General features: G+C 67.4%; 27 protein-coding genes and 1 tRNA gene. 16 read left to right on the top strand and 12 right to left on the bottom strand.

Features of this window, described 5'->3' with window-relative positions; all coding sequences use genetic code 11:
- Positions 1–182: 182 nt before the first annotated feature.
- The 9 genes from AU188_RS08190 (at position 183) to AU188_RS08230 (ending at position 7,087) form a co-directional block, all read left to right on the top strand.
- Positions 183–974 carry an SDR family oxidoreductase gene (locus tag AU188_RS08190; RefSeq protein ID WP_059163243.1) on the top strand — a complete coding sequence of 264 codons (792 nt, stop codon included), beginning with the start codon at positions 183–185 and terminating at the stop codon, positions 972–974.
- A 10-nt stretch (positions 975–984) separates the two neighbouring features.
- Positions 985–2,061 carry an NAD(P)H-dependent amine dehydrogenase family protein gene (locus AU188_RS08195; protein WP_059163244.1) on the top strand — a complete coding sequence of 359 codons (1,077 nt, stop codon included), beginning with the start codon at positions 985–987 and terminating at the stop codon, positions 2,059–2,061.
- A 32-nt stretch (positions 2,062–2,093) separates the two neighbouring features.
- Entirely contained in the window at positions 2,094–2,360 is a 267-nt protein-coding gene (locus AU188_RS08200) for a hypothetical protein (protein WP_059163245.1), read from the top strand.
- A gap of 47 nt (positions 2,361–2,407) precedes the next feature.
- Positions 2,408–2,620, top strand: a complete 213-nt coding sequence (locus AU188_RS08205) for a hypothetical protein (RefSeq protein WP_059163246.1) — start codon at positions 2,408–2,410, stop codon at positions 2,618–2,620.
- 77 nt (positions 2,621–2,697) lie between these two features.
- On the top strand, positions 2,698–3,921 hold the full coding sequence (locus tag AU188_RS08210) for an Nramp family divalent metal transporter (RefSeq protein ID WP_059163299.1): 1,224 nt from the start codon (positions 2,698–2,700) through the stop codon (positions 3,919–3,921).
- Entirely contained in the window at positions 3,921–4,973 is a 1,053-nt protein-coding gene (locus AU188_RS08215) for a poly-gamma-glutamate hydrolase family protein (RefSeq protein ID WP_059163247.1), read from the top strand. Before AU188_RS08210 ends, AU188_RS08215 begins: the two co-directional genes overlap by 1 nt.
- 49 nt (positions 4,974–5,022) lie before the next feature.
- Positions 5,023–5,790 carry a DUF1365 domain-containing protein gene (locus tag AU188_RS08220; RefSeq protein ID WP_286137356.1) on the top strand — a complete coding sequence of 256 codons (768 nt, stop codon included), beginning with the start codon at positions 5,023–5,025 and terminating at the stop codon, positions 5,788–5,790.
- A 2-nt stretch (positions 5,791–5,792) separates the two neighbouring features.
- Positions 5,793–6,374, top strand: a complete 582-nt coding sequence (locus AU188_RS08225) for a sigma-70 family RNA polymerase sigma factor (protein ID WP_059163249.1) — start codon at positions 5,793–5,795, stop codon at positions 6,372–6,374.
- Complete coding sequence (locus AU188_RS08230; RefSeq protein ID WP_059163250.1) at positions 6,371–7,087, top strand: anti-sigma factor; 717 nt, start codon at positions 6,371–6,373, stop codon at positions 7,085–7,087. Before AU188_RS08225 ends, AU188_RS08230 begins: the two co-directional genes overlap by 4 nt.
- Here the strand turns inward: AU188_RS08230 and AU188_RS08235 are convergent.
- Positions 7,084–8,187 carry a glutamate--cysteine ligase 2 gene (locus AU188_RS08235; RefSeq protein ID WP_059163251.1) on the bottom strand — a complete coding sequence of 368 codons (1,104 nt, stop codon included), beginning with the start codon at positions 8,185–8,187 and terminating at the stop codon, positions 7,084–7,086. The genes AU188_RS08230 and AU188_RS08235 overlap by 4 nt on opposite strands.
- A gap of 179 nt (positions 8,188–8,366) precedes the next feature.
- Between AU188_RS08235 and AU188_RS08240 the strand changes: the two genes are divergently transcribed.
- Positions 8,367–9,185, top strand: coding sequence for an LLM class F420-dependent oxidoreductase (locus AU188_RS08240; RefSeq protein WP_059163252.1), 819 nt, complete (start codon positions 8,367–8,369; stop codon positions 9,183–9,185).
- Here the strand turns inward: AU188_RS08240 and AU188_RS08245 are convergent.
- On the bottom strand, positions 9,180–11,129 hold the full coding sequence (locus AU188_RS08245; protein WP_059163253.1) for a flavin-containing monooxygenase: 1,950 nt from the start codon (positions 11,127–11,129) through the stop codon (positions 9,180–9,182). The two genes, AU188_RS08240 and AU188_RS08245, sit on opposite strands and share 6 nt — an antisense overlap.
- Positions 11,130–11,265: 136 nt before the next feature.
- On the opposite strand from AU188_RS08245, the gene AU188_RS08250 reads away from it, so the two are divergent.
- Together AU188_RS08250 and AU188_RS08255 are read left to right on the top strand one after the other, a co-directional pair.
- Positions 11,266–11,338: transfer RNA gene (locus tag AU188_RS08250), tRNA-Arg, on the top strand.
- Between the two features lie 409 nt (positions 11,339–11,747).
- Positions 11,748–12,623 (top strand): DUF732 domain-containing protein, encoded by an 876-nt coding sequence (locus AU188_RS08255; protein WP_059163254.1) that lies wholly within the window; start codon positions 11,748–11,750, stop codon positions 12,621–12,623.
- A gap of 114 nt (positions 12,624–12,737) precedes the next feature.
- Here the strand turns inward: AU188_RS08255 and AU188_RS08260 are convergent, their stop codons facing one another.
- Entirely contained in the window at positions 12,738–13,433 is a 696-nt protein-coding gene (locus tag AU188_RS08260; RefSeq protein ID WP_059163255.1) for a GAF and ANTAR domain-containing protein, read from the bottom strand.
- Positions 13,434–13,914: 481 nt separating this feature from the next.
- On the opposite strand from AU188_RS08260, the gene AU188_RS08265 reads away from it, so the two are divergent.
- Positions 13,915–14,364 carry an Hsp20/alpha crystallin family protein gene (locus tag AU188_RS08265; RefSeq protein ID WP_059163256.1) on the top strand — a complete coding sequence of 150 codons (450 nt, stop codon included), beginning with the start codon at positions 13,915–13,917 and terminating at the stop codon, positions 14,362–14,364.
- 74 nt (positions 14,365–14,438) lie between these two features.
- On the opposite strand, the gene AU188_RS08270 is transcribed toward AU188_RS08265, so the two are convergent.
- The gene (locus AU188_RS08270) at positions 14,439–14,864 is read right to left on the bottom strand and encodes a hypothetical protein (protein ID WP_059163257.1); all 426 of its coding nucleotides are present in this window, start codon (positions 14,862–14,864) and stop codon (positions 14,439–14,441) included.
- 80 nt (positions 14,865–14,944) lie between these two features.
- Between AU188_RS08270 and AU188_RS08275 the strand changes: the two genes are divergently transcribed.
- Both AU188_RS08275 and AU188_RS08280 read left to right on the top strand, forming a co-directional pair.
- Positions 14,945–15,391, top strand: a complete 447-nt coding sequence (locus AU188_RS08275; protein WP_059163258.1) for a cupin domain-containing protein — start codon at positions 14,945–14,947, stop codon at positions 15,389–15,391.
- A 107-nt stretch (positions 15,392–15,498) separates the two neighbouring features.
- Positions 15,499–16,077 (top strand): SDR family oxidoreductase, encoded by a 579-nt coding sequence (locus AU188_RS08280; RefSeq protein WP_059163259.1) that lies wholly within the window; start codon positions 15,499–15,501, stop codon positions 16,075–16,077.
- Positions 16,078–16,080: 3 nt separating this feature from the next.
- Here AU188_RS08280 and AU188_RS08285 read toward each other — a convergent pair whose 3' ends face one another.
- Both AU188_RS08285 and AU188_RS08290 read right to left on the bottom strand, forming a co-directional pair.
- Positions 16,081–16,860 (bottom strand): VOC family protein, encoded by a 780-nt coding sequence (locus AU188_RS08285; protein ID WP_059163260.1) that lies wholly within the window; start codon positions 16,858–16,860, stop codon positions 16,081–16,083.
- Between the two features lie 140 nt (positions 16,861–17,000).
- The gene (locus AU188_RS08290) at positions 17,001–17,903 is read right to left on the bottom strand and encodes an amidohydrolase family protein (protein ID WP_059163261.1); all 903 of its coding nucleotides are present in this window, start codon (positions 17,901–17,903) and stop codon (positions 17,001–17,003) included.
- Positions 17,904–17,907: 4 nt separating this feature from the next.
- Here AU188_RS08290 and AU188_RS08295 point away from each other — a divergent pair, with 4 nt between their 5' ends.
- Positions 17,908–18,228: a DUF1330 domain-containing protein gene (locus AU188_RS08295; protein ID WP_172799434.1), complete on the top strand. Its 321-nt coding sequence runs from the start codon at positions 17,908–17,910 to the stop codon at positions 18,226–18,228.
- A 57-nt stretch (positions 18,229–18,285) separates the two neighbouring features.
- Here AU188_RS08295 and AU188_RS08300 read toward each other — a convergent pair whose 3' ends face one another.
- The 6 genes from AU188_RS08300 to AU188_RS08325 are packed head-to-tail and all read right to left on the bottom strand — an operon-like array spanning position 18,286 to position 25,514.
- A complete protein-coding gene (locus AU188_RS08300; RefSeq protein WP_059163263.1) occupies positions 18,286–19,722 on the bottom strand; it encodes an aldehyde dehydrogenase family protein in 1,437 nt (478 codons plus the stop codon).
- Between the two features lie 28 nt (positions 19,723–19,750).
- Positions 19,751–21,463 carry a thiamine pyrophosphate-binding protein gene (locus tag AU188_RS08305; protein WP_059163264.1) on the bottom strand — a complete coding sequence of 571 codons (1,713 nt, stop codon included), beginning with the start codon at positions 21,461–21,463 and terminating at the stop codon, positions 19,751–19,753.
- 19 nt (positions 21,464–21,482) lie between these two features.
- Positions 21,483–22,439: an acyl-CoA dehydrogenase family protein gene (locus tag AU188_RS08310; RefSeq protein ID WP_059163265.1), complete on the bottom strand. Its 957-nt coding sequence runs from the start codon at positions 22,437–22,439 to the stop codon at positions 21,483–21,485.
- Positions 22,439–23,629 carry an acyl-CoA dehydrogenase family protein gene (locus AU188_RS08315; protein WP_059163300.1) on the bottom strand — a complete coding sequence of 397 codons (1,191 nt, stop codon included), beginning with the start codon at positions 23,627–23,629 and terminating at the stop codon, positions 22,439–22,441. The genes AU188_RS08310 and AU188_RS08315 overlap by 1 nt, the downstream gene beginning before the upstream one ends.
- Positions 23,630–23,679: 50 nt before the next feature.
- A complete protein-coding gene (locus tag AU188_RS08320) occupies positions 23,680–24,600 on the bottom strand; it encodes a Gfo/Idh/MocA family protein (protein WP_059163266.1) in 921 nt (306 codons plus the stop codon).
- On the bottom strand, positions 24,597–25,514 hold the full coding sequence (locus tag AU188_RS08325; protein WP_059163301.1) for an acyl-CoA dehydrogenase family protein: 918 nt from the start codon (positions 25,512–25,514) through the stop codon (positions 24,597–24,599). The genes AU188_RS08320 and AU188_RS08325 overlap by 4 nt, the downstream gene beginning before the upstream one ends.

Consider the following 25,514-nt stretch of genomic DNA (forward strand, 5'->3'; position numbering starts at 1 on the left):
TGACGACCGCACCCCACGGCAGGCCTACCTCCACGCCATTACCCACGAAAACCTGCCAATTTCTTGACTCAAGACATGTGTCCACTGACACGAGCGATCCGAATTAGAACGTGTTTCAGAAAACCGCCCGGGAGCGGCCGGAGCCCTGTTACCGTTCGCCCGGCGAGGGAAGGACTTCGATCGTGATTCTCGACAGATTCCGACTGGACGATCAGGTGGCGGTGGTCACCGGTGCGGGCCGCGGCCTCGGCGCCGCGATGGCGGTCGCATTCGCGGAAGCCGGTGCGGACGTGGTGATCGCGTCGCGCACACAGTCGCAACTCGAGGAGGTCGCCGAGCAGGTCGGCGCCGCCGGACGACGGGCCCACATCGTCGTCGCGGACCTCGCGCATCCCGAGGACACCGCCAAGCTCGCCGACGCCGCAGTCGAAGCGTTCGGCAAACTAGACATCGTCGTCAACAATGTCGGCGGCACCATGCCGAACGCGCTCCTCAACACCTCGACGAAGGACCTGCGCGACGCCTTCACCTTCAATGTCTCGACCGCGCACGCGCTCACGGCGGCCGCCGTACCGCACATGCTCGAGCACTCCGGCGGCGGCAGCATCATCAACATCACCTCCACCATGGGCCGGTTGGCCGGGCGCGGTTTCGCCGCCTACGGCACCGCCAAGGCCGCGCTCGCCCACTACACCCGGTTGGCCGCGCTCGACCTGTGCCCGCGGATCCGGGTCAACGCGATCGCGCCGGGCTCGATCCTGACCTCGGCGCTCGACATCGTGGCCTCCGACGACGATCTGCGGAAGCCGATGGAGCAGGCCACCCCGATGCGCCGCCTCGGGGAGCCCGACGACATCGCCGCTGCCGCCGTGTATCTGGCCTCGCCGGCAGGTAGCTATCTGACCGGTAAGACGCTCGAGGTGGACGGCGGGTTGACGGTCCCTAATCTCGACCTGCCCATCCCGGATCTGTGAGAGGAAGTCCATGACCATCAAGGTGGCCGCGATCGGCACCGGCAACGTCGGACGGCACGCGCTGACCCAGCTGATCAACGACCCGCAATACGAGCTCACCGCCGTGTGGGTGTCGTCGGAGGCCAAAGCCGGAACGGACGCGGGAGAGCTTGCGGGGCTGGGGGTTTCGACGGGTATCACCGCGACGACCGACCTCGATGCAGTACTGGCCACCCAGCCGCAGTGCGCCGTCTACACCGCGATGGCCGACAACCGCCTGCCCGACGCGCTGGAGGACTATCGCCGCATCCTGGCCGCCGGCGTCAACGTCGTCGGCAGCAGCGCGGTCTTCCTGCAGTATCCGTGGCAGGTGCTGCCCGACGAACTCGTCAAGCCGATCGAGGAAGCCACGCAACAAGGCAATTCGAGCGTCTTCGTGAACGGCATCGACCCAGGCTTCGCCAACGACCTGCTGCCGCTGGCGCTGGCGGGCACCTGCCAGAGCGTCGAACAGATCCGCTGCATGGAGATCATCAACTACGACACCTACGACAGCGCCACGGTCATGTTCGACGTGATGGGCTTCGGCAAACCGCTCGACGAGATCCCGATGCTGCTGCAACCCGGGGTGCTCAGCCTCGCCTGGGGATCGGTGGTGCGCCAACTCGCCGCGGGCCTCGGCATCGAACTCGACAAGGTCACCGAGACCTACACCCGCGAACCGGCGCCCGAGGAATTCGACATCGCCGCGGGCCACATCGCGAAGGGCACCGCAGCGGCCTTGCGCTTCGAAGTGCAGGGCATCAAGGACGGCAAGGTCGCCGTCGTCCTCGAACACGTCACGCGGTTGCGCGACGACCTGCACCCGGACTGGCCGCAACCGGCGCAGGAGGGCGGCTCGTACCGTCTGGAGATCACCGGCGAGCCGTCATACACGCTCGACCTGTGCCTCAGCAGCCCCAACGGCGACCACAACCACGCCGGGCTGGTCGCGACTGCCGCCCGTGTCGTCAACGCGATTCCCGCGGTCGTGGCCGCCCCGCCGGGCATCCGGACGACGCTCGACTTGCCGCTGATCACCGGAAAAGGGCTGTACGCTCAGCGTTGAGGCCAACGGTATTTCAGACTGAGGACGTGCCCATGCGAACCACACTTCGTTATCTCGCTCCGGTGATCGCGGCCGGTGGCGTCGCAGCGGCGGTCGCGGGCGCACCGTTGGCCGGCGCCGAACCGGCCAACCCGACGCTGCCGCAGTGCGTCGACACCGGTGGCGCCCAGGCGATCGGCGGCTCCACCACGGAATGCGTGTCGCCAGGCAACGTTTCGATCGACGCCACGCCCGCCGAACAGGAGTACGTGGGTCCGTGGGGCAGCATGTGGGAAGGCGACGGGTTCTTCTTCCCGTGACCGTCCGGGGCCTGCCCCTGCCAAGCGAGAGATCGATAACCCGTTATATGGCAGTGGTTTTCGCTGCGGCCGTGGTCGGCGTGTGCACGCTCGCCGCACCGGTCGCCACCGCCGCGCCCGAGTGCGCCGACATCGCCCCGAACACCTCGCAATGCGATACGAACGGCAGCTCTCAGATCGTCACGTCACCGTCGATGCAGACCGGCCCGTACCGCGGGTGGGCTTGGGGCCCGGTGATCATCGGTGGACGAGGTAGGTGACACCCGGCGCCACGTCGGCCCGAGGTTTCGGCTAACCTAACTTTTCTATTCGCTACTCCGGATAGAAAGTGGGCGAGGTGGTCCAGGACGAGGTGAAGCTGCGGCCGAGTTGGCTGTTGCTCGGCCCGGCGTTCGTCGCCGCCATCGCCTACGTCGACCCCGGCAACGTCGCCGCCAACGTCAGCGCCGGCGCGCAGTTCGGGTTCTTGCTCGTCTGGGTCATCGTCGCGGCCAACGCCATGGCCTGTCTCGTGCAGTACCTCTCGGCGAAGCTGGGGCTGGTGACCGGGATGTCGCTGCCGGAAGCGGTCGGTGGCCGGATGCGCCGCCGGACCCGGCTGACGTACTGGCTGCAGGCCGAATTAGTCGCGATGGCAACCGATCTCGCGGAGGTGGTGGGCGGCGCCATCGCGCTGAACCTGCTGTTCGACCTGCCGCTGCTGACCGGCGGCATCATCACCGGGGTCGTCTCGCTGCTGTTGCTGTTGGTCAAGGACCGCCAAGGTCAAAGCTCGTTCGAACGCGTCATCACCGGGCTGCTGTCGATCATCGCGGTGGGCTTCCTCGCCAGCCTGGTCGTCGCTCCCCCGCCCGTCGACGAGGCGGCAGCCGGGCTGGTTCCGATGTTCGCCGGCACCGAGAGCGTGCTGATCGCCGCCGCCATGCTGGGCGCGACCGTGATGCCGCACGCGGTGTACTTGCACTCCGGGTTGGCCCGGGACCGCCACGGTCACCCCGAGGCAGGCCCGATGCGACGGATGCTGCTGCGCGTCACCCGCTGGGACGTCGGCATCGCGATGGTCATCGCCGGCGCCGTCAACCTGTCGATGGTGCTGGTCGCCGCCACCAATCTGCAGGGACAGGAGAACACCGACTCGATCGAGGGCGCACACGCCGCGGTCCGCGAGACCCTCGGCCCGACGATCGCGCTGCTGTTCGCCATCGGCCTGCTGGCCTCGGGGCTGGCGTCCTCTTCGGTCGGCGCATACGCGGGCGCGATGATCATGCAGGGCCTGCTGAAGCGCTCCATTCCACTGGTGCTGCGCCGCCTCATCACCCTGCTGCCGGCCCTGGCGATCCTCGCGATCGGTCTCGACCCCAGCCGGGCGCTGGTGTTGTCGCAGGTGGTGCTGTCCTTCGGGATCCCGTTCGCCTTGATTCCCCTGGTGCGGCTGACCAGCGACCGGAGCCTGATGGGCGACGACACCAACCACCGCGTGACGACGGCTCTCGGCTGGGCCATCGCCGCTCTCATTACCCTTTTGAATGTGGTGCTGATCTTCCTGACCCTGACAGGCTGATGCTCAACCACGCCTACTTCGCGTACGGGTCGAACCTCAACGTCTCGCAGATGGCGTTGCGGTGCCCCGACGCGGCGAATCCCCGGCCGGCCATGCTCGCCGACCACGACTGGCTGATCAACCAGCGCGGTGTTGCGACCGTCGAACCGTTCGACGGCTCCGAAGTCCACGGCGTCGTGTGGCAACTCAACGATCACGACCTGGCCGTGCTGGACAGCGCCGAGGGCGTTCCGGTCCGCTACCGCCGTGACCGACTCACCGTGCACACCGACGAAGGCCCCGCCGAAGCCTGGGTCTACATCGACCACCGCGTCGATCCCGGGCCGCCGCGCCCGGGATATCTGGAACGCATCGTCGACGGCGCCATGCACCACGGCCTGCCGCAGCGCTGGGTCGACTTCCTCCGGCGGTGGGATCCCGCACACTGGCCGAACCGCCTCCACAACACAGAAACCCCTGCACCGCAATCACTTTCGGAGCTGTTGGCACAGCCCGGCGTCACAGAGGTCTGCACACTGCGGTCGCGCTTCGGCTTCCTGGCCATCCACGGCGGCGGCCTGGAGGAGATGACCGACGTCATCGCCGAACGGGCCGCCGACGCGGCGGGTGCCTCCGTCTATGTGATGCGCCATCCGGACCACTACCCGCACCATCTGCCCTCGGCGCTGTACCGGGCGCAGGAGTCCGCTCGTCTCGCGGAGTTCCTCGACCACGTCGACGTCGCGGTGTCGCTGCACGGATACGGCCGCATCGGTCGCAGCACGCAACTGCTTGCGGGCGGCCGCAACCGCGAACTCGCCGAACATCTCGCCCGCCACGTCAGCGTGCCCGGCTACCAGGTGATCACCGATCTCGACGCGATTCCTCGCGAACTGCGCGGGCTGCATCCCGACAATCCGGTCAACCGCGTCCGCGGCGGCGGAGCGCAACTCGAGCTGACACCACGGGTGCGTGGCATCAGCCCCCGCAGCCAGCTACCGAGCGACGACGGCCTCACGCCCGCCACCTCCGCGTTGATCCAGGGCCTCGTGGCGACCGCGCATTCTTGGTGACTCGGTTCGCCACAGTCATCCGGCGTGCAGGTGGCTCCGAATACTCCATGTGGACGGCTCATACCTGTACCGGACCCGGACCGCACATCTGCGGCGCGCACCGGTGTATCACCATTTCGAGCACCACGGATACAGCTGGTATGTCGACCTCGACCGGCTCCCCCGGCTTCCGTGGTGGCTCCGGCCCTTCGCCCGCTTCGACGCACGCGACCACCTCGACGGCGCGCCGCAGGACTCCCTGCGCCGGCGCATCGACGCGTTCCTGCGCGACCGCGGCGTCGCCCTGGACGGCGGTCGGGTCACCGCCCTGCTGCAGGCCCGGGTGCTCGGCTACGTCTTCAACCCGCTCACGCTGTACTGGTGCCACGACGCCGACGGCGTGCTGCGTCATGTCGTGATGGAGATGCACAACCGCGGCGGCGAGCGGCACGCCTATCTGCTCCCGCCGGGCCCCGACGGCATGTCGATGACGCCGAAGAAGTTGCGGGTGTCGCCGTTCAACGGGGTCGACGGCCACTACCTGGTGCGCGCCCCGCAACCCGGCGCCCAGCTGGACGTGACGGTGTCGCTGCACCGCGGCAACGAACCGGCGTTCATCGCGACGCTGCGCGGCACGCGCAGGCCGGCAACCGTCGCCGAGTTGTTGCGGATGCAGCTGGTCGCCCCGCTGGCCCCGCTGATGACGGCGCTGGAGTACCGGATCCAGCACGTCACGTTGTGGCTGCGTCGCGTTCCCCTCGCGCCGCGTGTCGAACGAGTCGGCGAAACACGCGCTCCGGCAGAGCCTTTGGTCGCGCACGCGGCCAGATCGCAATAACGATGACGTTGCTGACGTCGGTGGCTAGGCTACCGCTGGTGACCACGGACCTCGACGAACTGCTTCGCCAGGTGGCCCAGCAGAATGTCGAGGCGTTCGCCACCTTCTATGACCGCACCCGTGCGCGGGTGTTCGGCCTCGTCACCAGGGTGCTGCGGGACCCCGGCTACAGCGAGGAGACAACTCAGGACATCTATCTGCAGGTGTGGCGCACCGCTGCCAACTACGACCCCGCCGCCGGATCACCGCTCGCGTGGCTGATGACGCTCGCGCACCGCCGCGCCGTCGACCGGGTGCGTGCCGAACAGGCGGCGAGCCGACGCGAGGACCGGTACGGCGCGGCCACCGTCGACCCGCCCGCCGATCACGTCGCCGACTCGGTGATCCTGCGCGACGAACGTCGCCGGGTGGCCGACTGCCTGCGATCGCTGACCGATGTGCAACGCGAGTGCATCCAACTCGCGTACTACGACGGGCTGACCTACGCCCAGGTGTCGGAGCGGTTGTCGGCGAACCTCGCCACGATCAAGTCGCGGATGCGCGACGGCCTGCGCGGCCTGCGCAAGTGCTTGGGGATGGCATGACCGAGCCCCTCGATTCCGACCTCGGCGCGCTCGCGGCGCCGTACGCACTCGACGCGATGTCCGACTCCGAACGGGCCGATGTCGACCGCCGGGTCGCGGCCGCGCCGCCCGCCGTCGCACGGGCCTTCGCCGACGAGGTGCGCGAGGTCCGCGAGGCCATGGCAGTGGTGTCGGCGGCCACCGCGGCCGAACCACCGGCGGCGTTGCGCGCGCGCCTGCTCGCCGAGGTCGCTGGCGCCACACGCGCACCCGTACAACAGCTCCGGCCGCGACGCTGGCAGCGGATCGCGCTGGCCGCCGCGGCGGTACTCGTCGTCGGCCTCGGCACACTCGGTGTCGGGCTGGCGCTGCGGCCGGCGCCCAGCCCGTCTACCGCCGAGCAGGTCTTCGCCGCACCCGACGTACGCACCGTGTCGGGCGGCATCCCCGGCGGCGGCACGGCAACGGTGGTGTTCTCGCGCGAGAAGGACGCCGGGGTGCTGGTGATGAACAACGTCGCACCGCCGCAACCCGGCACCGTGTATCAGATGTGGCTGATCGACGCTGAGGGGCCGCACTCCGCGGGCACGATGGACCCGCAGGCAGTCGCACCCTCCACGACCGCCGTGCTGCCCGATCTCGGCGACTCGCGCGCGCTGGCGTTCACCGTCGAACCGCCCGGCGGTTCACCGCAGCCGACCAGCGCCCCGTTCGCCGAGCTGCCGTTGGCTTAACTGATTCCCGCCAGCGTGGCCTCGGCCGCCTCGGCGACGACGTCGCCCACGTCGCGGCGGCGCTGCCACGCCCGTCGCTGCCTGATCGCACCGTTGCCCTGCTCGGTGACGCGGTGCACCTCGTCGAACACGAGGTCGTAGTCGCCGACCGCTTCGAGTGCCGGGCGCACATGCTCGATCAGCCGGTCCAGCAGCGCTCGCGCGGGAACCCGCTCGTGGGTTTCCAGCAGATCGACCGCATCGCCGTTCAGACCGTCGCGTGCGGATTTCCAGTAGGCGGCCTTCAGCGCATGCGGGGCGAGCGGCGGTGTCGGCTCGCCGCGCCGTTCGTCCTCCAGCGCGGTCATCACGGCGGCCCGGGTGACCGCGGCCAGCAGCACGGTTTCGGCCGCCGTCGCGGGCACGTCGGCGACGCGCACCTCGATCGTCGGGAAGTTCGCCGACGGGCGCACGTCCCAATAGACCATGCCGTCGTCGAGCATCGCGCCCGCCTGCTGCAGCATGCGCACGACGGCGTCGTACTCGTCGACGGAGTCGAAGTGCGGCGGTGGGCCGGCGCTGGGCCATCGCGCCCACAACACGCTGCGCCAACTGGCGTAGCCGGTGTCGGAGTTGCGGTAGATCGCGGAGTTCGCGCTCAGGGCAAGCAGGCTGGGCAGCCATGGCCGCAGCCGGTTGCTGACCCGAATGGCGGCTTCCCGGCTGGGCACCGCCACGTGCACGTGGCACCCGCAGATGCCCTGCTCGTGAGCGACCATGCCGAACTTGTCGCCGATCTCGCGGTATCGCGGCGTGTCGGTGATCGGGAAGTCCCGGGGAATTGTCGGTGGCAATCCGACCGCGAGCAGTTGCGCCCCGGCGGCCTGCGCGGCGTCGGCCGCCACGCGCCGGAGTCGCAACAGTTGGTCCCGCAGTTCGCGGGTGGAGGCGACCACCTCGCTGGTGGTCTCGACCTGGCAGGTGGTCAGTTCGAGTTGCAGCTTCACGCCGTGCTTGGCGGCCTCGTGGGCGACGGCCTCGTTGAGAGCGACCGGTTCGCCGGTCGCCGGGTCGGCGAGCAGGAATTCCTCTTCGACGCCGATTGTGGGGTGCGCGGCCATGGATATGGGGGTCGGAATATTGATCCGGCCCGTCGGAATGGTTCACGACGGGCCGGATCGGGGCAACAAGTCCTTCGGCTAGTGGACTTCGGTATTCGAAGTCGGCGGCAGATGTATTGCCCTGCTCGTGTGCGAGCCAAACATCCTTTGCTGACTCGCGACCCCCATACGATCGATCCGTGACCAAACCGTTCCGGTTCGGTGTCGGCCTTCAGGCCGCGCGCCGTCAGAAGTCAGTGCAGGACTGGGCCCGCCGCGCCGAGGACATGGGCTACGACATCGTGCACGTGGCCGATCACCTCTATACGACCGCGCCGTTTCCGATGATGACGGCGATGGCGATGGCGACCGAGCGGCTGCGCGTCGGCACCTTCGTCCTCAATGCCGGGTTCTACCGGCCCGCGCTGCTGGCGCGCGAGGTGACCTCGCTGCGCGACCTGAGCGGCGGCCGCCTGGACCTCGGCCTCGGCGCCGGCTACGTCAAAGAGGAGTTCGAGCAGGCCGAGCTGCCGTTCCCGTCGGCCGGCCAGCGGGTGAACTGGCTGCGCCACATCACCGAGCACATCCGCGAGCACGCCCCCGATGTGCCGATCCTCATCGCAGGCAACGGCGACAAGCTGTTGACGCTTGCCGCACAACGGGCCGACATCATCGGGCTGACCGGCGGCGCGCCGATCACGGCGACGTCGGATCCGCTCGCCGACCGCATCGCGTTCGTCCGCGCGGCCGCCGGTGACCGGTTCGACGACCTCGAGCTCAACATCGCCGTCACGGCGATGCCGACCGACGACTCCGGCCGGCCCGACCTGTCGATCACGCGCCGGTTCCTGCCGCACCTGTCCGAAGACGAATTGCTGAGCACACCGGCGGTGTTGTCGGGTTCTGTCAAGGAGATCGCCGACACGCTTCGCGGTTACCGCGAGACCTACGGCATCAGCTACATCACCGTCCAGCAGTTGCATGCCGAGGCGTTCGCCAAGGTGATCGCCGAGCTATGACATCCGGGCCGCGGCGGTGTCGGCGGACCGCAGCACGAAGTCCGACCACTCGGGTTCGCGCACCGCATCGTGGTACTCGTAGAGCTTCCACGGGCTGACGGTGTGGATCTCGCCGCGGGCGTTCTTGAAGTACGAATGCTTGATCGACGGGTGTGACCAGACGGTCATCTTGATCGCTTCCTGCGATCGCCGACGCCACTCCTCGGTGGCCTCGGGCCTCGGCTCGATCGAGTGCAGCCCGTCGGCGAGTGCGTGCAGACACTGACCGATGTAGCGCATCTGCAACTCCGAGTTGAAGATCAGGCTGCCGCCGTGCGCCAGATGGGTGCCGGGGCCGTAGGTGAGAAAGAAGTTCGGGAACCCCGGCACCATGATTCCGCGGTACGCGTACGGCCGGTCGCCCCAGACATCGCGAAGCTCGACACCGTCGCGGCCGGTGATCCGCAGTGGCCACAGCACCTCGGTCGCGCGAAACCCGGTGGCGTACACGATGACATCGGCGGGCCGCTCCCGCCCGTCGGCGGTCACCACGCCCGTCGGCGTGATCCGCTCGATCGGCGTGCGGACCAGTTCCACGTTGTCTCTGCGCAGGGTTCGCAGCCAGGTGCCGTCATCCTGCAACGTCCGTTTACCGGTCGCGGGATAGTCGGGCAGCACCTTGGCGAGCAGTTGCTCGTCGCCGTCGACCTGGCTTTGAATCCAGTCGGTGAACATCATCCGGGCGGCCGCATTGATGTCGCTGACCGCGTAGTCGCCCTGTTCGTAGCCGGGGTCGACGCGGGCGGCGTCGAGGCCTTTGTCGGCGCCGGGCCACAGCAGCAGGAAGCGGTACCAGCGGCTGTAGAACGGCAGGTGCTCCATCGCCCAGCGGGTGCCGTCGCCAACTTCCTTGTGGTACATCGGGTTCGGGAACATCCACTGCGCGGTCCGCTGGAAGACGTCGAGGTGCTCGACCCGCTCGGCGATCGCGGGTGCGATCTGAAATCCGCTGGCGCCGGCGCCGATCAGCGCGACCCGCCGCCCGGTGACGTCCACGCGATGATCCCACGCGGCGGAGTGAAACGACGGGCCGTCGAAGGTGTCGGCGCCCTCGATGTCGGGCACCTGCGGCCGGTTGAGTTGGCCGACGGCGCTGACGATCGCGCGGGCGGTGACCCTCGATACCCGGCCGTCCTTGGAACGTAATGCGACGGTCCAGATCCCGGCCGCGTCGTCCCACGCGGCGGAGACCACTTCGGTCTGCCACCGGACGTGCGCGCCGATGCCGTGCTTGTCCATCACGTCGACGAAGTAGTCGCGCAGCTCCGCTTGTTCGGCGAAGTAGTGGCTCCACTTGTTGCTGGGTTCGAAGCTGTAGCAGTAGAAGTGGTTGGCCACATCGACCCGTGCACCGGGATAGGTGTTCTCCCACCAGGTTCCGCCGGGCCCGGCGTTCTTCTCGACGACTGTGAACGGAAGCCCGGCCTGTTTGAGCCGAACGGCGGCGAGCAGCCCTGATTCGCCGCACCCGATGACGAGCACGGGTAGCCGGGCCGCCGCATCCGGGTCAACGGGTTCAGGTCTGCGCGGATCGACGCCGTCGAGGTCGAGTTCCTCGGTGAGCAGCGGCAAATACTCCTCGCCGACCGGTTCGCAAGCGGCCCAGTCCATCATCTGCTTGACGACGGACGCGCTCAGCGGCGCGGGCTCGGGGCAACCGCGGTCGCGGTAGGCGGTGATGACCTCCAGCGCTTCGGCCCTCGCACTGGCCTTGTCCTCTTCGGACATGAAGCCCTGGACCTCGTTGAGGAACAGCCCGGCCTGGGCGTAGTCGCGGATGAAGCGCAGATCGCCGGTGATGTGTACGAGGCTGAGCAACAGCGTCGGCACGCTGACGTCTTCGAGCGCCTGTCGGATCTCGGCGGTCGGCGTGGTGAATGGCGTGCCCGCGTAGCGACTGCGCACGACGTGTCCTCCCTGAGCGCGACGGTCCGCGCTCTAATTACGGAACTTAAAGTAGCGTAATCTACGGAGCCGCTTCGTGCTGACATTTGAGTGGTCCGCGCTGCTCGGTTGGAGCCGGTAAGCTCCCAGCGGTCCCGCCCTCGTAGCTCAGGGGATAGAGCACGGCTCTCCTAAAGCCGGTGTCGCAGGTTCGAATCCTGCCGGGGGCACTCGGGTGATGTATTAGGTCGGTTGATGCTGGACATTCCTACTTCGGTTGATGGGCGACAGTGTTTCGGCTGATGGTTGACAGTTACTTCGGCTGATCCTTGACACTCCCTAGATGAGGGAGTTGAGCGTGGCCGAGCAGCGGTATCAGGCCGTGTTGGCCGTCATCAGCGATGGTTTGTCGATTCAGCAGGTCAGCAGCCTTACCGAGGTAATCGAAGAATTGATTTTTCGATCAAGATGATTGCTCAGCCGCGGGTCGGGAGAGCGCCGTTCCTCGATTTCCCGATAAGGCTTTCTCGCAGCTTTTCAGTCTCGTACCGTTTGTATTGACACCTCGCTGGACAGCACTGTTCAGGAGCCCACGATGGCGCGATGTAGTTGTCGGCCGGCGGTCGGAGTTCGGCGACGATGACCTGTCCGTATTGCGGCTCGAATCTGTCTTCCGACGGCATATGCAAGCGGTGCGGAGCGGTGCACGTCGCCACGCCGTTGACGGGCTGGCGCCCCGACCCCACGGCGCGATATGAGGGGCGCTACTACGTCGCCGGCCGTCCGACGAATCGCGTGCGCAACGGGAGGCGGGTAGCGACGGATCCAACCGGCGGTCGGATGCTGCCGGATTACCGCGAGGTCGCGGCGGCGCGGTCGAGCATCCGGTTGAGCTGGCCGGCAACTGGGGCGACGACGGTGATCATCGTCTTGGCGGCCGTAGTTGTATGGGGACTTCTGCGCGGTGGAGGCTCAAACCCACCCTCGCCGGAAACCGGCTATCTGTCAGCGCTCAAGGACGCTGGGCTGGCGAACGAATTCAACTCCGACGCCGGAGCCATCGCCCGCGGTAAGCAGGTCTGCCGCCAACTGGAAGAGGGCGGACCCGAACAAGGACTGCCGGCCGACAAATTTGCCGTCGAAGCATTCTGTCCGCAATTCGCCAAAGGCTTCCGTATCCTCGAAAGCGCAACCGCCCCAGGGACCTTCGTTCTCACGGACAGCAGCGGTATGGGGGGTATCATCGCCGATGGGACTGCGTGCGAGGGCGCCAACGGCTATTCCGATGTCGGCCATGAGACTCAAGTGACCGTCAAGAACGGCAAGAACGAAATCCTGGCCACCACCACGCTTGGGCAGGGGAAGGGCGATAGCGCGACGTGCACCTTCTCATTCAGCTTCCCCGTCACCGAGGGTCAGGATCGCTATGTCGTGTCCATCGGGCGCCGAGGCGAGTTCAGCTACACCTTTGCACACCTCCGAGCCCACGGCGTTCAGGTAAGACTGGGTCACTGATGTCGTCGTTGCGAGCGCCTCGAAACGAATCGGCCCGTCACCTGGAGGTCATCAGGTGGCGGGCCGAGACTTCGACAGTATCCGGACGGCCAGGCTGAGGAATCCGGTGTTTCCCTATTCTTCGGCACCGTGACGGGTATCGATGACGCGCTGAGCGATGTCGGCCAGTTTGACGTTGCTGTCCTGCGAAAGCTGCTTGAGCATCTCGAACGCCCGTACCTCGTCCACCCCGTAGCGCTCCATGATGATGCCCTTGGCCTGGCCGATGCGGTCCCGGGTGGACATCGCGGACTTCAGCTGCTCCCCCTCCCGGCTCGCCAGTAACGCGGCGGCGGCATGCGCGGCGAGGATCGCCGCGGTCGTCTCGTCTTCGGCGCCGAAGGCGTGTGTCTTCGTGCTGAACATGTTGAGCGCCCCGGCGGTGCGGTCGGCCGTGTAGAGCTTGACCGACAGACCACTGAGGATGTCACGCTCGACCGCGGCGGCGGCGTATCGCGGCCAGCGCTCTTCGGAACGGAAGTCGTCGGTGCGCAGGATCGACTCGCGGAGTGCCGCCTGTATGCACGGCCCCTCGCCGAACTGCATCTGAAGTTCGTCGAGCTCGTGCGGCAAATCCGAGGTACCTGCCAGCGATTCGAACTTGCCTCCGCGGGCCACGAGCAGCACACCGACCGTGTCCGCACCCGGGATCAGCTCTTTCGCCGTCGCGGTGACGTCCTCCAGCACCTCGTCCACGGTGCGCGGCGGAGCAGAGGCCCGCGCCAGCTCGGCCATCCGCTCGGCCAGTTCGTGGGTTCGGGGCTTCGTCATATGTTGAAGTCTTCCCCTCCGCGTACTGCCCTACACGAATGTTTGCCGTTTTGGGCAGTGGGCACGTCCTACCCAAGCACGTGTGACGGTCGACCGTCACCCGTGCTGAGGTCTCGTCGGTTCAGACAGGAGCCGGCGGGGCCGCCCTACGGCGCCAACCTCACAGATGGGCCACTGCCCGGCGTTCGACGCCACCTGGGTCGCCACCGATTTGACCTGAATTCGATTCTGCCACAATGTCTTTCGCCTCGAGTATCGGTCGTGGGCGCGCGGGCTCGGAGTTGCGATGTCGGGCGACACCGGGTGGTTTCAGGCCTCGGACGGACCCGCGGTCCTGACGTGGCGCGCAGCACCCGGGGCTGGAAAAACTTCGGAGAAAAATCTGGCACTCTCTGGTGTCGAGTGCTAAACTCGCAGGTGCACAGTGATTTGGCTGCCCGCCAGGGTGGCGGGCTCTGAATGACATAGGAGGTGGATTGCTGTGCTTCGCTTTGATCCGTTCAGTGAACTAGATGCTCTGACCCGGGGCCTGCTGACCAACCAGACCGGATCAAATCGTTCGCCCCGGTTCATGCCGATGGATCTCTGCAAGATCGACGACCACTACCTGCTGACCGCCGATCTGCCCGGTGTCGACCCCGGCTCGGTGGATGTCAGTGTCGACAACGGAACGCTGACCATCTCCGCGCATCGCACGGCACGATCCGATGAGGGCGTGCAGTGGCTGGCCAACGAGAGGTTCTTCGGCACCTACCGCAGGCAGCTGTCCCTGGGCGAAGGCATTGACGCATCGGCCATCTCGGCCACCTATGAGAACGGTGTGCTGAGCGTGACCATCCCGATGGCCGAACGCGCCAAGCCCCGCAAGATCGACGTCGCCCATGGCGGCGGGCAGAGGTCGATCGAGACCACGACGGTCGACGCCGGGTAGGCCGCATCATCGAAACTGCGGGCGGAGCCATCTGTCCGCAGTTTCGGCATGCCCGGAGGCGTGCTCCAACCCGGTCACGCGGTTCGGGCGACCGGCGACCACGCACTCACCATCGCCCACACTGAGAGGAACGCCGCGACAACCGCGACGGCCACGCCGAGGTAGAGCCCGTAGCCCGCAGTGACCGGCGGATACACGTAAAGGCGGTGATACCACACCGTCAACACCACCAGCAGGACCGAAATCGACAGCGCGGCAGACGATGCCAGCCGCGCCGAGAACCCTCGCGCCGACATGGCGCCCGCGACGATCAGGATCGACGCCAGCAGCGCGATGAGCTGTCCGACACCGAAACCAGGTGCCGGCCCGGACAGCTCGCCGACGACTCCACCGATCGCGCTGATGCGTGCGCCGTTGGACGTCAACCACGGCAGCCACGCGCTCACCGATACGATCGCCCCGCACAGCGCGACCAGCCATCCGGGACGCAGGCGCGACATCCCTCGAGCCTATCGGGTGTGTCAGGGGCGATCCGATCTCTACTGTGGAGTGTCCGACCGCGAAAAGGCAGGTACTGGGGATGACCGATCTTCCGGACTGGGCACGCCGCCTCGACCTGGCCCCCCACCCGGAGGGCGGCTGGTTCAAAGAGACCTGGCGCAGTGACCTGACCGTGCCGCAATCCGCGCTGCCGCCGGACTACACCGGTCCCCGCAACGCGGGCACCGCGATTCTGTTTCTGCTCATGCCGGGCCAGCAATCCGCCTGGCATACGGTGCGCAGCGCCGAACTGTGGTTCTACCACTCGGGAAGCCCGTTGTTGTTGGAGGTCGGTGTCGAGCAACAGAGTGCGACAACACGTCTGCTCGGCGCCGACATCATGGCCGGTGAGCGACCGCAGCTCGTCGTGCCGCCGGGGCACTGGCAGCGCGCCCGCCCCCGCGACGACGAACCGAGCCTGGTCAGCTGCGTGGTGGTGCCGGGCTTCGACTTCGCCGACTTCGCCCTGGCCGCTCCCAGCGGCTGAGCACCGCTGAGCGCTACCTTATTGTGACCTTATAAGCGCCTTATTTTTCTTAGAAATGGGTGTACGGTGGGTCCACGCGTGCGCGGCAGCGACGGAAGGAGCCCGACATGGATCACGAACCCGAACGGATCGTCCTGGTCACCGGCGGCTCGAGGGGCCTCGGCGCGCGGGTTGCGCGGCAGCTCGGCAGCGTCGACACCCACGTCGTCGTGACCCGCGACATCTCCGATGAGTTCGAGTCCGCGGAGGTGATCGAGACCGTCGCGGAACGCTTCGGCCGGTTGGACACCTTGATCCTCAACTCGTCGGACGCGTTGGACACGGGCGCCGACCCCGCTTGCGCGATGCGCCTCAACCGCGATGCTCAACGGCGGCTGGCCCTGGCGGCGCTGCCGCTGATGCCGGTTGGCGGAAGGATTGTCTTCGTGACCAGCCATCAGGCCCACTTCTTCCCCGACAAGGCGGTTCCCAAGGGTTATACGGCCGTCGCCGCGAGCATGCGGGCCGGCGAAACCGCCTTGCTCACAAGGCGTTCAGAGTTCCGCCGGGCCGGCGTGCAGCTCACCGTGGTGTCCGGCGACATGAGCCATATGACCTTCGCCGACGCCGTTGTCGACGCGGCCACCACCCCGAACCCGGCAAGCATCGTGTTCGTGGGCAGGGCCGACTATCTCATGACCGCCTGACGCTCACTGAAGCGACGACAGGTTGAACGCGGCGCCCGTCGAATCCGTGACCGCGGCCAACCGGCCGTAGGGAGTGTCCTCGGCATCGCGGATCACGCTGCCGCCGTTGTCGAGGACCAACTGCACGGCCTTGTCGACGTCGTCGGCGCCGAGGAAGAAGTTCCAGTTCGACGGCACGCCCTCGGGCAGGAAGGCGGTGCCGTCCATCAGGCCGAGCAACGCTTCACCGTCGAAGATGGCTGTGCTGTAGCGGAATTCGTCGGTGTCGGACACCGTCTCGATTTGCCAGCCGAACACGTCGCGGTAGAACGCCTGCGCCTTGGCGTAGTCGCGGCCGGTCCACTGGAAGTACACCGGCGCGCCGTGCTCGTTGACGATTTCGAAGCCGCGGTGCCCGGTCGGCTGCCACAGGCCGAAGAAGGCCCCGCTGGAATCCGACAGCATGCCCATCCAGCCCCTGTCCTTGACCTCCATCGGCTCGGCCGGCGCCCCGCACGTGATGGCGCCGCCGGCCATCGCCTTGTCGAGCGTGGCCTTGACGTCGGTGGTGTGGAAGTACGTGGTCCAGCCGTCCGGGCTGTTCCACTGCGGGTCATTGGCCATCAGGCCGGCGACGTACCTGCCGTCCTTGAAAGCGTTGATGTAACCGCCGTACTCGGGGCCCGCGGACTCGAACGTCCAGCCGAACACCGCGCCGTAGAAGGCCTGCGAGCGTTCGACATCCGAGGACGCGAGATCGATCCAGATCGGGGCGCCCACGGGGGCGGAGTTGCGGACGGGCACGACGGTCTCCTTCAGTCGGTGGTGGGTCGTTCACCGATGCAGACCACCGTCGGCCCCAAAACTCATCATCTGACGCCGAGCAGACGCAAAGTGCCCGGAGAAGTGCCGCCGAAGATTGAGCACTTGACGTCTTCTCGCGCTCAAGAAGCGACCCCGAGAACCCGCAGCGCGTTGTCTTTGTAGACCAGCGGCAGCACCGCCGGGTCGATGTCGAGCGTGTCGAAGTCGCGGCGCCACCGGTCGATCTGGATATAAGGAAAGTCGGTGCCGAACAACACCTTCGTGCGCAGTTGCCTGCTCATCGCGCGCACCAGCTGCGGCGGGAAGTACTTCGGGCTCCAGCCGGACAGGTCGATGTAGACGTTGGCCTTGTGTGTGGCGATCGCGATCTGCGAGTCCACCCACGGCACCGCGGGGTGGGCCATGACGATCGTCAGCTCACCGAAGTCGGCGGCGACGTCGTCGAGCAGCATCGGGTCGGAGTAGCGCAGCTTGATGCGGTGCCCACCGGGCAGCCCCGAGCCCATCCCGGTCTGGCCGGTGTGGAACAGCGCGGGCACACCGGCTTCGGTGATCGCCTCGTAGATCGGATAGAAGCGACGGTCGTTCGGCTCGAACGCCTGCATGCTCGGATGGAACTTGAAGCCCTTCACCCCGTAGTCGCGGACCAGCTCGTGCACGCGGTGTACCGCCCGGCGCTCGTGCCACGGGTCGACGCTGCCGAACGGGATCAGCACATCGTTGTTGCGCGCCGCACCCGCGACGAGGTCCTCGATCGAGTTCGGCGCGTGGCGCATCGCGGTTCGCGCGTCGATGGTGAACACCACCGCGGCGGTGTTGTGCCGGCGATACAGGTCGGCGATCGCATCGACACCGGCCATCGCACCCGGCGGCATCTTGAAGTACTTCTCCGTCGCTTCGACGAGGTCGTCGACGTAGGCCTTGTGACCGTGGCCGTCGATCTCGACGTGGGTGTGGATGTCGATCGCTGCGATGCGGTCGAAATCGACGCCGTATTCGTACTTCTGGCCGCGTACCGTCACCTACGTGACGATATATGCGCTGAACCTCTTCGACATCGCCGATCGCGACGAGTACCTGGCCTACTCGAGACGCTCACCGCAGGAGGTCGCCAAGCACGGCGGTCGCGTCGTCGCGCTCGGACAGTTCCGGGAGGCGGTCGTGGGCGACATCGAACCGCGCAAGGTGCTGATCCTCGTCGAATGGGACTCCAAGGAAGCCTTCGACAGCTACCGCGACGATCCGGACCTGGCGGATCTGCACCCGCATCGGGAGGACGGTTCGTCGTCGTACATCTGGCACCTGTTCGACCGCCTGGACGATCTGCGGCCGCTGCTCAGACCGTAAGAGCCGCGATTTGGGTGTTCGAACAGTCGAATAGCGACCGCTTCGACACCGAAATCGCTATCCGGCCGCCGCCTCCGGGGCGTAACCCAACGCGGCCTTGACTTCCAGGAACTCGTCGAACCCGAAGTGGCCCCACTCGCGCCCGTTGCCGCTGCGCTTGTAGCCGCCGAACGGCGCATTCATGTCGAAGCCGTGGTTGATCGCCACCGACCCGGCGCGGATCCGGCGCGCCACCGTGCGGGCCTTGTCCAGGTCGGCGCCCGAAACATAGCCCGCCAGACCGTATTCCGTGTCGTTGGCGATCTCGACCGCTTGGTCCAGGTCGTCGTAGCCGAGGATGCACAGCACCGGGCCGAAGATCTCCTCCCGAGCGATCGTCATGTCGTTGGTGACGTTGGCGAACACCGTCGGCTTGACGTAGTAGCCCTTGTCCAGCCCGTCGGGGCGTCCGCAGCCGCCGACGACGACGGTCGCGCCCTCGTCGATGCCCTTCTGGATCAGCCCCTGGATCTTGTCGAACTGGGCCTTGGACGCGACTGGGCCGATCGCGGTCTTGTCGTCCGGGTCGCCGACCTTCACCGCGCTCGCGACCTCGCGCGCGATCGCCATCGCCTCCTCCATGCGGGAGTTCGGCACCACCATCCGCGACGGCGCGTTACAGCTCTGGCCGCTGTTCATCATCATCACCGAGACGCCCGCGGTCACGCTCTTGGCGAAGTCGTCGTCGTCGAGCACGATGTTCGGGCTCTTGCCGCCGAGTTCCTGCGTCACCCGCTTCACCGTCAGCGCGGCGTTCTTCGCGACGTCGACACCGGCCCTCGTCGACCCGGTGAACGAGACCATGTCGATGTCGGGGTGGCTCGACAGCGCCGCGCCCACGCCCGGACCGTCGCCGTAGACCAGGTTGTACACGCCCGCGGGAACGCCTGCGGCGTCGATGATCTCGGTGAAGACCTGCGCGCTGTAGGGCGCCACCTCCGACGGCTTGAGCACCATCGTGCAACCGGTCGCCAGCGCCGGGAAGACCTTGCACGCGATCTGGTTGATCGGCCAGTTCCACGGCGTGATCAAGCCGCAGACACCGACCGGCTCCTTGACCACCAGCGTGGCGCCGTACTGCTCCTCGAACTCGAAGTTCTTCAGCGCGTCGATCGCGGTGGCCAGGTGGCCGAGGCCGAGGTTGACCTGAGGCCCGGCCGCCAACGAGGCCGGTGCACCCATCTCCTCGTTGACCGCGTCGGCGAGGTCGGCTGCCCGCTTCTGGTATTCGCCCATGATCGCCTGCAGCACGTCGAGGCGTTCCTCACGGCTGGTCTGCGACCAGGTCGCGAACGCCCGGCGGGCCGCCTGCACCGCCACGTCGACGTCGGCCGAGGAACCGATCGCGATCTTGCCGGACACTTTTTCGGTGGTCGGGTTGTCGACCTCGAGGGTGTTGGGCCGAACCGGGTCGACCCACTGACCGTCGATGTAGAACTTCAGATATTCGCGCATGGCTGTCAGCTTTCCTTAGAACGAGGCGCTACTGGGTGCCTTCTGCGTACCAGGTCCGGAATCGGTCGTATTTGGGCATCTCCTCGGAGTTCGCCGTCGGGTCGATGCACACATGCACCACACCGACTTTGCCGCTGGCGTAGGCGCGGGCGATCGCCGGGCCGATCTCCTCCTCCTTCTCGACGTACTCGCCGTGGCAACCGAAGCCCTCGGCAATCTTGTCCATCCGGACGTCCTTGCTCCAGTGCACGCCGGGCTGCGGGGACGGCTGTTCGAACGTGCGCTTGTACACCCCCACCTCGAGTCCCCACTGGTGGTCGACACCGACCACGCACACCAGCGGCAGGTTCTGGCGCGCCGCGGTCTCCAGCTCCGCGATGTGGAACAGGAACGCCGAGTCACTGGTCAGCAACATGACCGGACGCTTGCCGCCTTCGGCGACGGAGGCGCCGACGGCGTACGGCAGGCCGGTACCGAGGTGGCCGAAGTTCTGGTTCCAGATCACGTCGCGCGGCTTGGACTGCGAGTAGGTCCACTGGAAGATCACGGTCGCGCCGCCATCGCGCACCATGATGCCGTCGTCGAGTTCGGCGAACGCCTTGGTCGCCTCGACCACGTAGCGCGCCGGGTGCACCGGGGTGCGTCCGGTCGGCGCCTCCTCCGCGACCCGCGCCAGCTCGGCGGCGTCCGACTGGATCAGGGTTTCGAGGTTGGCCGACGGCGCGCGCGGGGTATCGCGCAACGCCTCGACGAGTTGTGGCACCACGCCGCGCAGGTCGCCGACCAACGCCACGTCGACGGGCCGGTTCACGCCGATGGCCGTCGGGTCCTGCTCGACGTACACCCACTTGCGGTTTGCATCGTTGCCCGCCCAATGCTGGGTGCGGCCGTAGTGCATCGGCTCGCCGAGTTCGGTACCCAGCGCGACGCACAGGTCGGAACTCTCGACCGCCTCGTTGGCGGCCGGGGAGAACAGGTAGGGGAACGTGCGCTCGGCCAGCCCCGGGATGAACGACGTGCCACCCGACGTCTGGATCACCGGGCAGGCCATCAGCTCGGCCAGCTCCTTGACCTCCTGCTGCGTGCGGGAGGTGTGCACGCCGTGACCGACCAGCAGGATCGGGCTCTCGGCCTCGCGGATCAACTTGGCGGCCTCGGCGACCTCACGCTCGCCCGCGCCCTGATTGACGAGGCGATACCTGTTCGGCGGCAACACTTCCGGAAGGTCGAGCTCTTCGAGGATCACGTGCGACGGGAACTCGACGTAGGACGGGCCCGGCGTGCCTGACATCGCCCGGCGGATGGCCTCGTGGATGATCTCGTCGGTCTGATCGGCGTACTCGATGGAGCTGCTGTACTTCACCGACGGCGCGAACAAGCCCTCCTGCTGCACGAACTGGATCCGGCCGCGGCGCACCCGGCGTTCGGTGATGCGCGCCCGCTGGCCGCCCAGGAAGATCACCGGCGAGTTCTCGACCAGTGCGCACATCATGGCTCCGGCGATGTTGGCCACTCCGGGTCCCAGCGTTCCGATGCACAGACCGGGCTTGCCCGTCATCCGCGATGCTGCCTCGGCCATGAAGCCGGCGCTCAGCTCGTGGTGCGGCGCCACGACCGACCAGCCCCGCGCGTCGGCCTCGGAGAACATGTGCACGAAGTTGGGATCCGGGATGCCGAACAACGTGTTGACACCCTCGGCCTCGAAGAGGTCCAAAATGCGCTTGTATACGGGTACGCCCACGTGAAACTCCTTGATTTCTCTACAGATAGCGTTGTGCTAGTCGTTTGCGGTGTGCTGCCGGCGAGCCGAACAGCGAACGGTTGAGCGCGGCGCGCTTCAGGTACACATGGATTCCGCTCTCCCACGTGTAGCCGATGCCGCCGTGCAGCTGCATGGCCTTGCCGGCGATGTCGACGGCCGCCGCGCAGGCGTGCGCCTTGGCCATCGAGGCGGCTACGCCGGCGTCGGGCCGGTTCTCGGCGGCGGATTGCACGGCCGCGCCGACGAGTTGCCGGGACACCGAGACGCTCACCAGCATGTCGGCGCACGCGTGCTTGACGGCCTGGAATGACCCGATGGCTCTGCCGAATTGGTGACGCACCTTCGCGTACCCGACGGTCGCGTCGAGCATGGCCTCGCTCAGACCGAGGCTGTCGCAGGCGATCGCGACGGCGGCGCGATCATGTAGCCGCTGCACTGCGACATGGGGATTCCCGGCGAACGGCAGCAGATCGATGAGCTCTGCGTCGGTCGGCACGGCGGCCAGGTTGCGTGTCTCGTCGACCACTGGTCGCGGCGTGGCCGGCACGCCTGTCACGCCGACACCGCGGTCGGTCACCATCAGGATCCGGTCGGCGCCCTCGGCGTCGGGCACGAAGCCGTACGGGTCGAGCGCGACGGCCACCCGGAGGTCGCCATTGGCGATATCGGTGAGCAAGCTGTCGCGGGCATCGCTGGGCTGCAACATGTTCACGGCGCCGACGGCCAGCACGGCGCTACCGAGGTAGCTGGTTGCGCTCGCGGCACGGCCGATCTCAGCGCAGACGACCGCGGTTTCGGCGAAGGATGCGCCGGCACCGCCGAACTGCTCGGGCACCTCGAGCCCGACCCATCCCGCGTCCACCAACGTCGACCATTGCACGCGGCGGTCCTTGGCGAGCAGATCGCCCGCCACGGAGCGCAGTTCGTCGTGGAACTCGGCGAATTCGGAGGTCATCAGGCTCCAGCCGATTCTCGCGGTAACACAAGGTCCCGCTCGGGCATCGGTTCCCGGGGCAGGCCGAGGCCTCGCTCGCCGATGATCGTGCGCTGGATCTCGCTCGCCCCGCCGGGGATGGTCCATTCCCACGACCCGACGAAGTCGAGTACCCAGGCGCCCGACTCCCAACCGCTCGACATCGGCTTGGTCAATTCCGTGTGGGCGGCCAATCCGCCGATCTCTGCGCCGAAATCGGTCATGCGCTGCAGCAGTTCGCTGTAGAACAGCTTGACGATCGACGCGTCCGCTGGTCCTGGCGCGCCGTCCTCGTTGTCCTCGACCAGTTTTCGGCACAACCCGCGCAGACCGGTGATCTCGATCTCGAACTGCGCGAGCCGGTCGGCCACCACGGGGTCGTCGACGGGTGCGCTTTGCGTCAACCATCGGAACCCCGCATTGCCGAGTCGCTCGGCGAGTTCGAGCATCGTCATGCCGCGTTCGGCGCCGAGGGTGGCCTGGGCGACCTGCCAGCCGGCGTTCTCCTCGCCGACCAGGTTGACGGCCGGAATCGAGACGTCGTTGAGGAAGATCTCACAGAAATGCGAGTCGCCGATCGCGTTGCGGATGGGCCGGACCTCCACGCCGGGCGTGGTCATGTCGAGGAGGAAGTACGAAATACCCTTGCGCTTCGGCGCATTCGGATCGGTGCGGGCCAGCAGCAGGCACCAATCGGCGTGCTTGCCGCCACTGGCCCAGAGCTTCTGCCCGTTGACGACGTAGCCGTCGCCCGCCTTTTGGGCCGTCGTGCGCAGGCTCGCCAGGTCGGAGCCGGCCTCGGGTTCGGAGAAGGCCTGCACCCAGATCTCGCCGTCGAGGATCGCGGGAAGGTGCCGGCGCCGTTGCTCTTCGGTACCCGCGACCAACAACGTCGACGCCGCATGATGGATGCCGACGAACGCGAGCACCAGTCGCGGCGCGTCGTGCGCGGCCAACTCCTGATACAACACCACCTGCTCGGCCACCGACATCCCGCCGCCCCACTCGGCCGGCCAATGCGGCACCGCGAAGCCAGCGGCGTGGAGTTCGGCGAACCAGGCCTTCTGGAATGCGACGAACTCCTCGTCGGTGGCGCCGGTCTGCGCCTCGCGCCAGTCCTTCGGGACGTGTTCGACGCACCACTGCCGCACCTTCTCCCGAAACTGAGCCAATGCACGAGATTCGCGGGTTTTCTCGTACACATCGTCAGTTTCGGCGGGAGTCACAGGCGCACCGCCTTGGCCCGCAGGCGGTCCATGGCCTCGGCGACGGCGACTCCGTCGTCGAACGACGGTGCGATCTGGGTACCGGTGCGCAAGGCCTCGGCCACCTCGCCGAAGAACGTCGTCAGCGCAGGCGGTGGTGAACGTCGCGGCGGCGGCGCGAACTCGGCCGTCTCGGGGTCGGTTTTCGGACGGCGCACCACCAGGGTGGTGTCGGCCGTCAGCTCGATGGTGCCCTCGGTGCCGATCAGCGTTGCCGTCGGCGCGGACGGTACGGCGGCCGCGAAGCCGGTGTCGTGGGTGGCGGTGCAGCCGTTGGCCATCACGAACCACGCCGAGTACGAGTCCTCCGCGGTCGCGCCGTCGATGTCGGCACGCAGGACGCCGCCGCAGTCGGTGATCTCGCTGCCGTAGAGGTGGCGGGTGAAGTCGATCAGATGGGAGCCGTAGGCGCCGATCCAGCCGCCGCCGAGTTCCGCGTCGTTGATCCAGCCGAGCTTGCGGCCGCGCAGCCCGCTTCCGAAGAAGGTCCAGTGTAGGTGCCGGGGTGTTCCGATCGCTCCGCTGTCGGCCAACCCCTTGAGCCGCGCCCATGACTCGTTGAACCGGAACTCGAAGTTGAGGAAGTGCAGCACACCGGCTTGCTTCGCCTTGTCCCGCATGGCGGCGGCCTCGGCGGCATTGCGCCCGAACGGCTTGTCGCACAACACCGCATGGCCGTGGTCGATCGCGCCGCTCACGTGCTCGAGGTGCAGGAACGGTGGCGAATGCACGGAGACCAGATCAACGTCGGACGCGAGCGCGGCCTTGACAGCGGCCTCGTCGCGCGGGCTGATGACCTCGACATCGAATCCGAGGCCGGCGTACGCGGGCGCCGCCGCGTGCTTGCCGAAGCCGGTGCCGATCACCGCGACCTTCATGCGTACAACCCCGTCAGGCCTCCGCCGCCCGCCCTGCGGGTCAACTCGTCCCGGGTGGCGGACAGACCGAGCGGCAGCCGGCGCATCGGCTGGCTGTAGCGCGACAGCCACGACAGTGTGGTCTCGTCGCAGAAGCCGACGGCGCCGTGCAACTGGTGGCACACCCGGAACACGACTTCGGCGGCTTCGAGCGCCGACATCCGAAGGGCAAGAGCGTCGTTGAGTGCCTCGGGCCGTGCGGTACCGGCGCTCCACAGCGCGTACTTGGCGAGGATGTCGAGGCCACCGCGCTCGACCTCGGCATCGGTCAGCTGGAACTGCACAGCCTGGAACGACGACAGCGGCTGGCCGAACTGCTTGCGCAGGGTGACGTGTGCGACGGTCAGTTCGATCGCCCTGTCGAGCATGCCGAGCAGCGTCCAGCACGGCAGCACCATCGCGAGCGCGACGTCGGCGGCGCCGTCGTCATCGACCCGGGCGGTCTGCAGTTCGGCGACGAAGCCTGCGCCGGTGGGGCCTAGCCCGGTCACGGCGCTGCGTACACCGTCGAGAGTCACCGCCGTCCAGCGGCTTTCAAGACCGCCTATAGCCGCCGATGGCCGTCTACCCGCCACGACGATCAGCCCGTCGGTGGCGAGATCGGTGGGGGCGGACAGCCGTTCGGCGACCGGATAAGGCAGCGCCCAGTAGCCCGCGCTGCGGCACAACGCGGCGGCCGCTTCGAGGCCGTCGGCGTCGCTGCGCGCATCGAGTTCCCACGCGCCGAGCCCGTTCAGGATCGCACCGACCAGCGGTTCACGCTCCCACGGTTTGGCCTCGGCCTGCTGCACCAGCTGGTCGCCGCCGGCCGCCTCGAATGCCCGAAGCGCCTCGCGCCCGAACTCTTTGGCGTCATCGGACAGGTCGAGGATCAT

Source organism: Mycobacterium sp. IS-3022, assembly GCF_001500065.1.
Lineage (GTDB): Bacteria > Actinomycetota > Actinomycetes > Mycobacteriales > Mycobacteriaceae > Mycobacterium.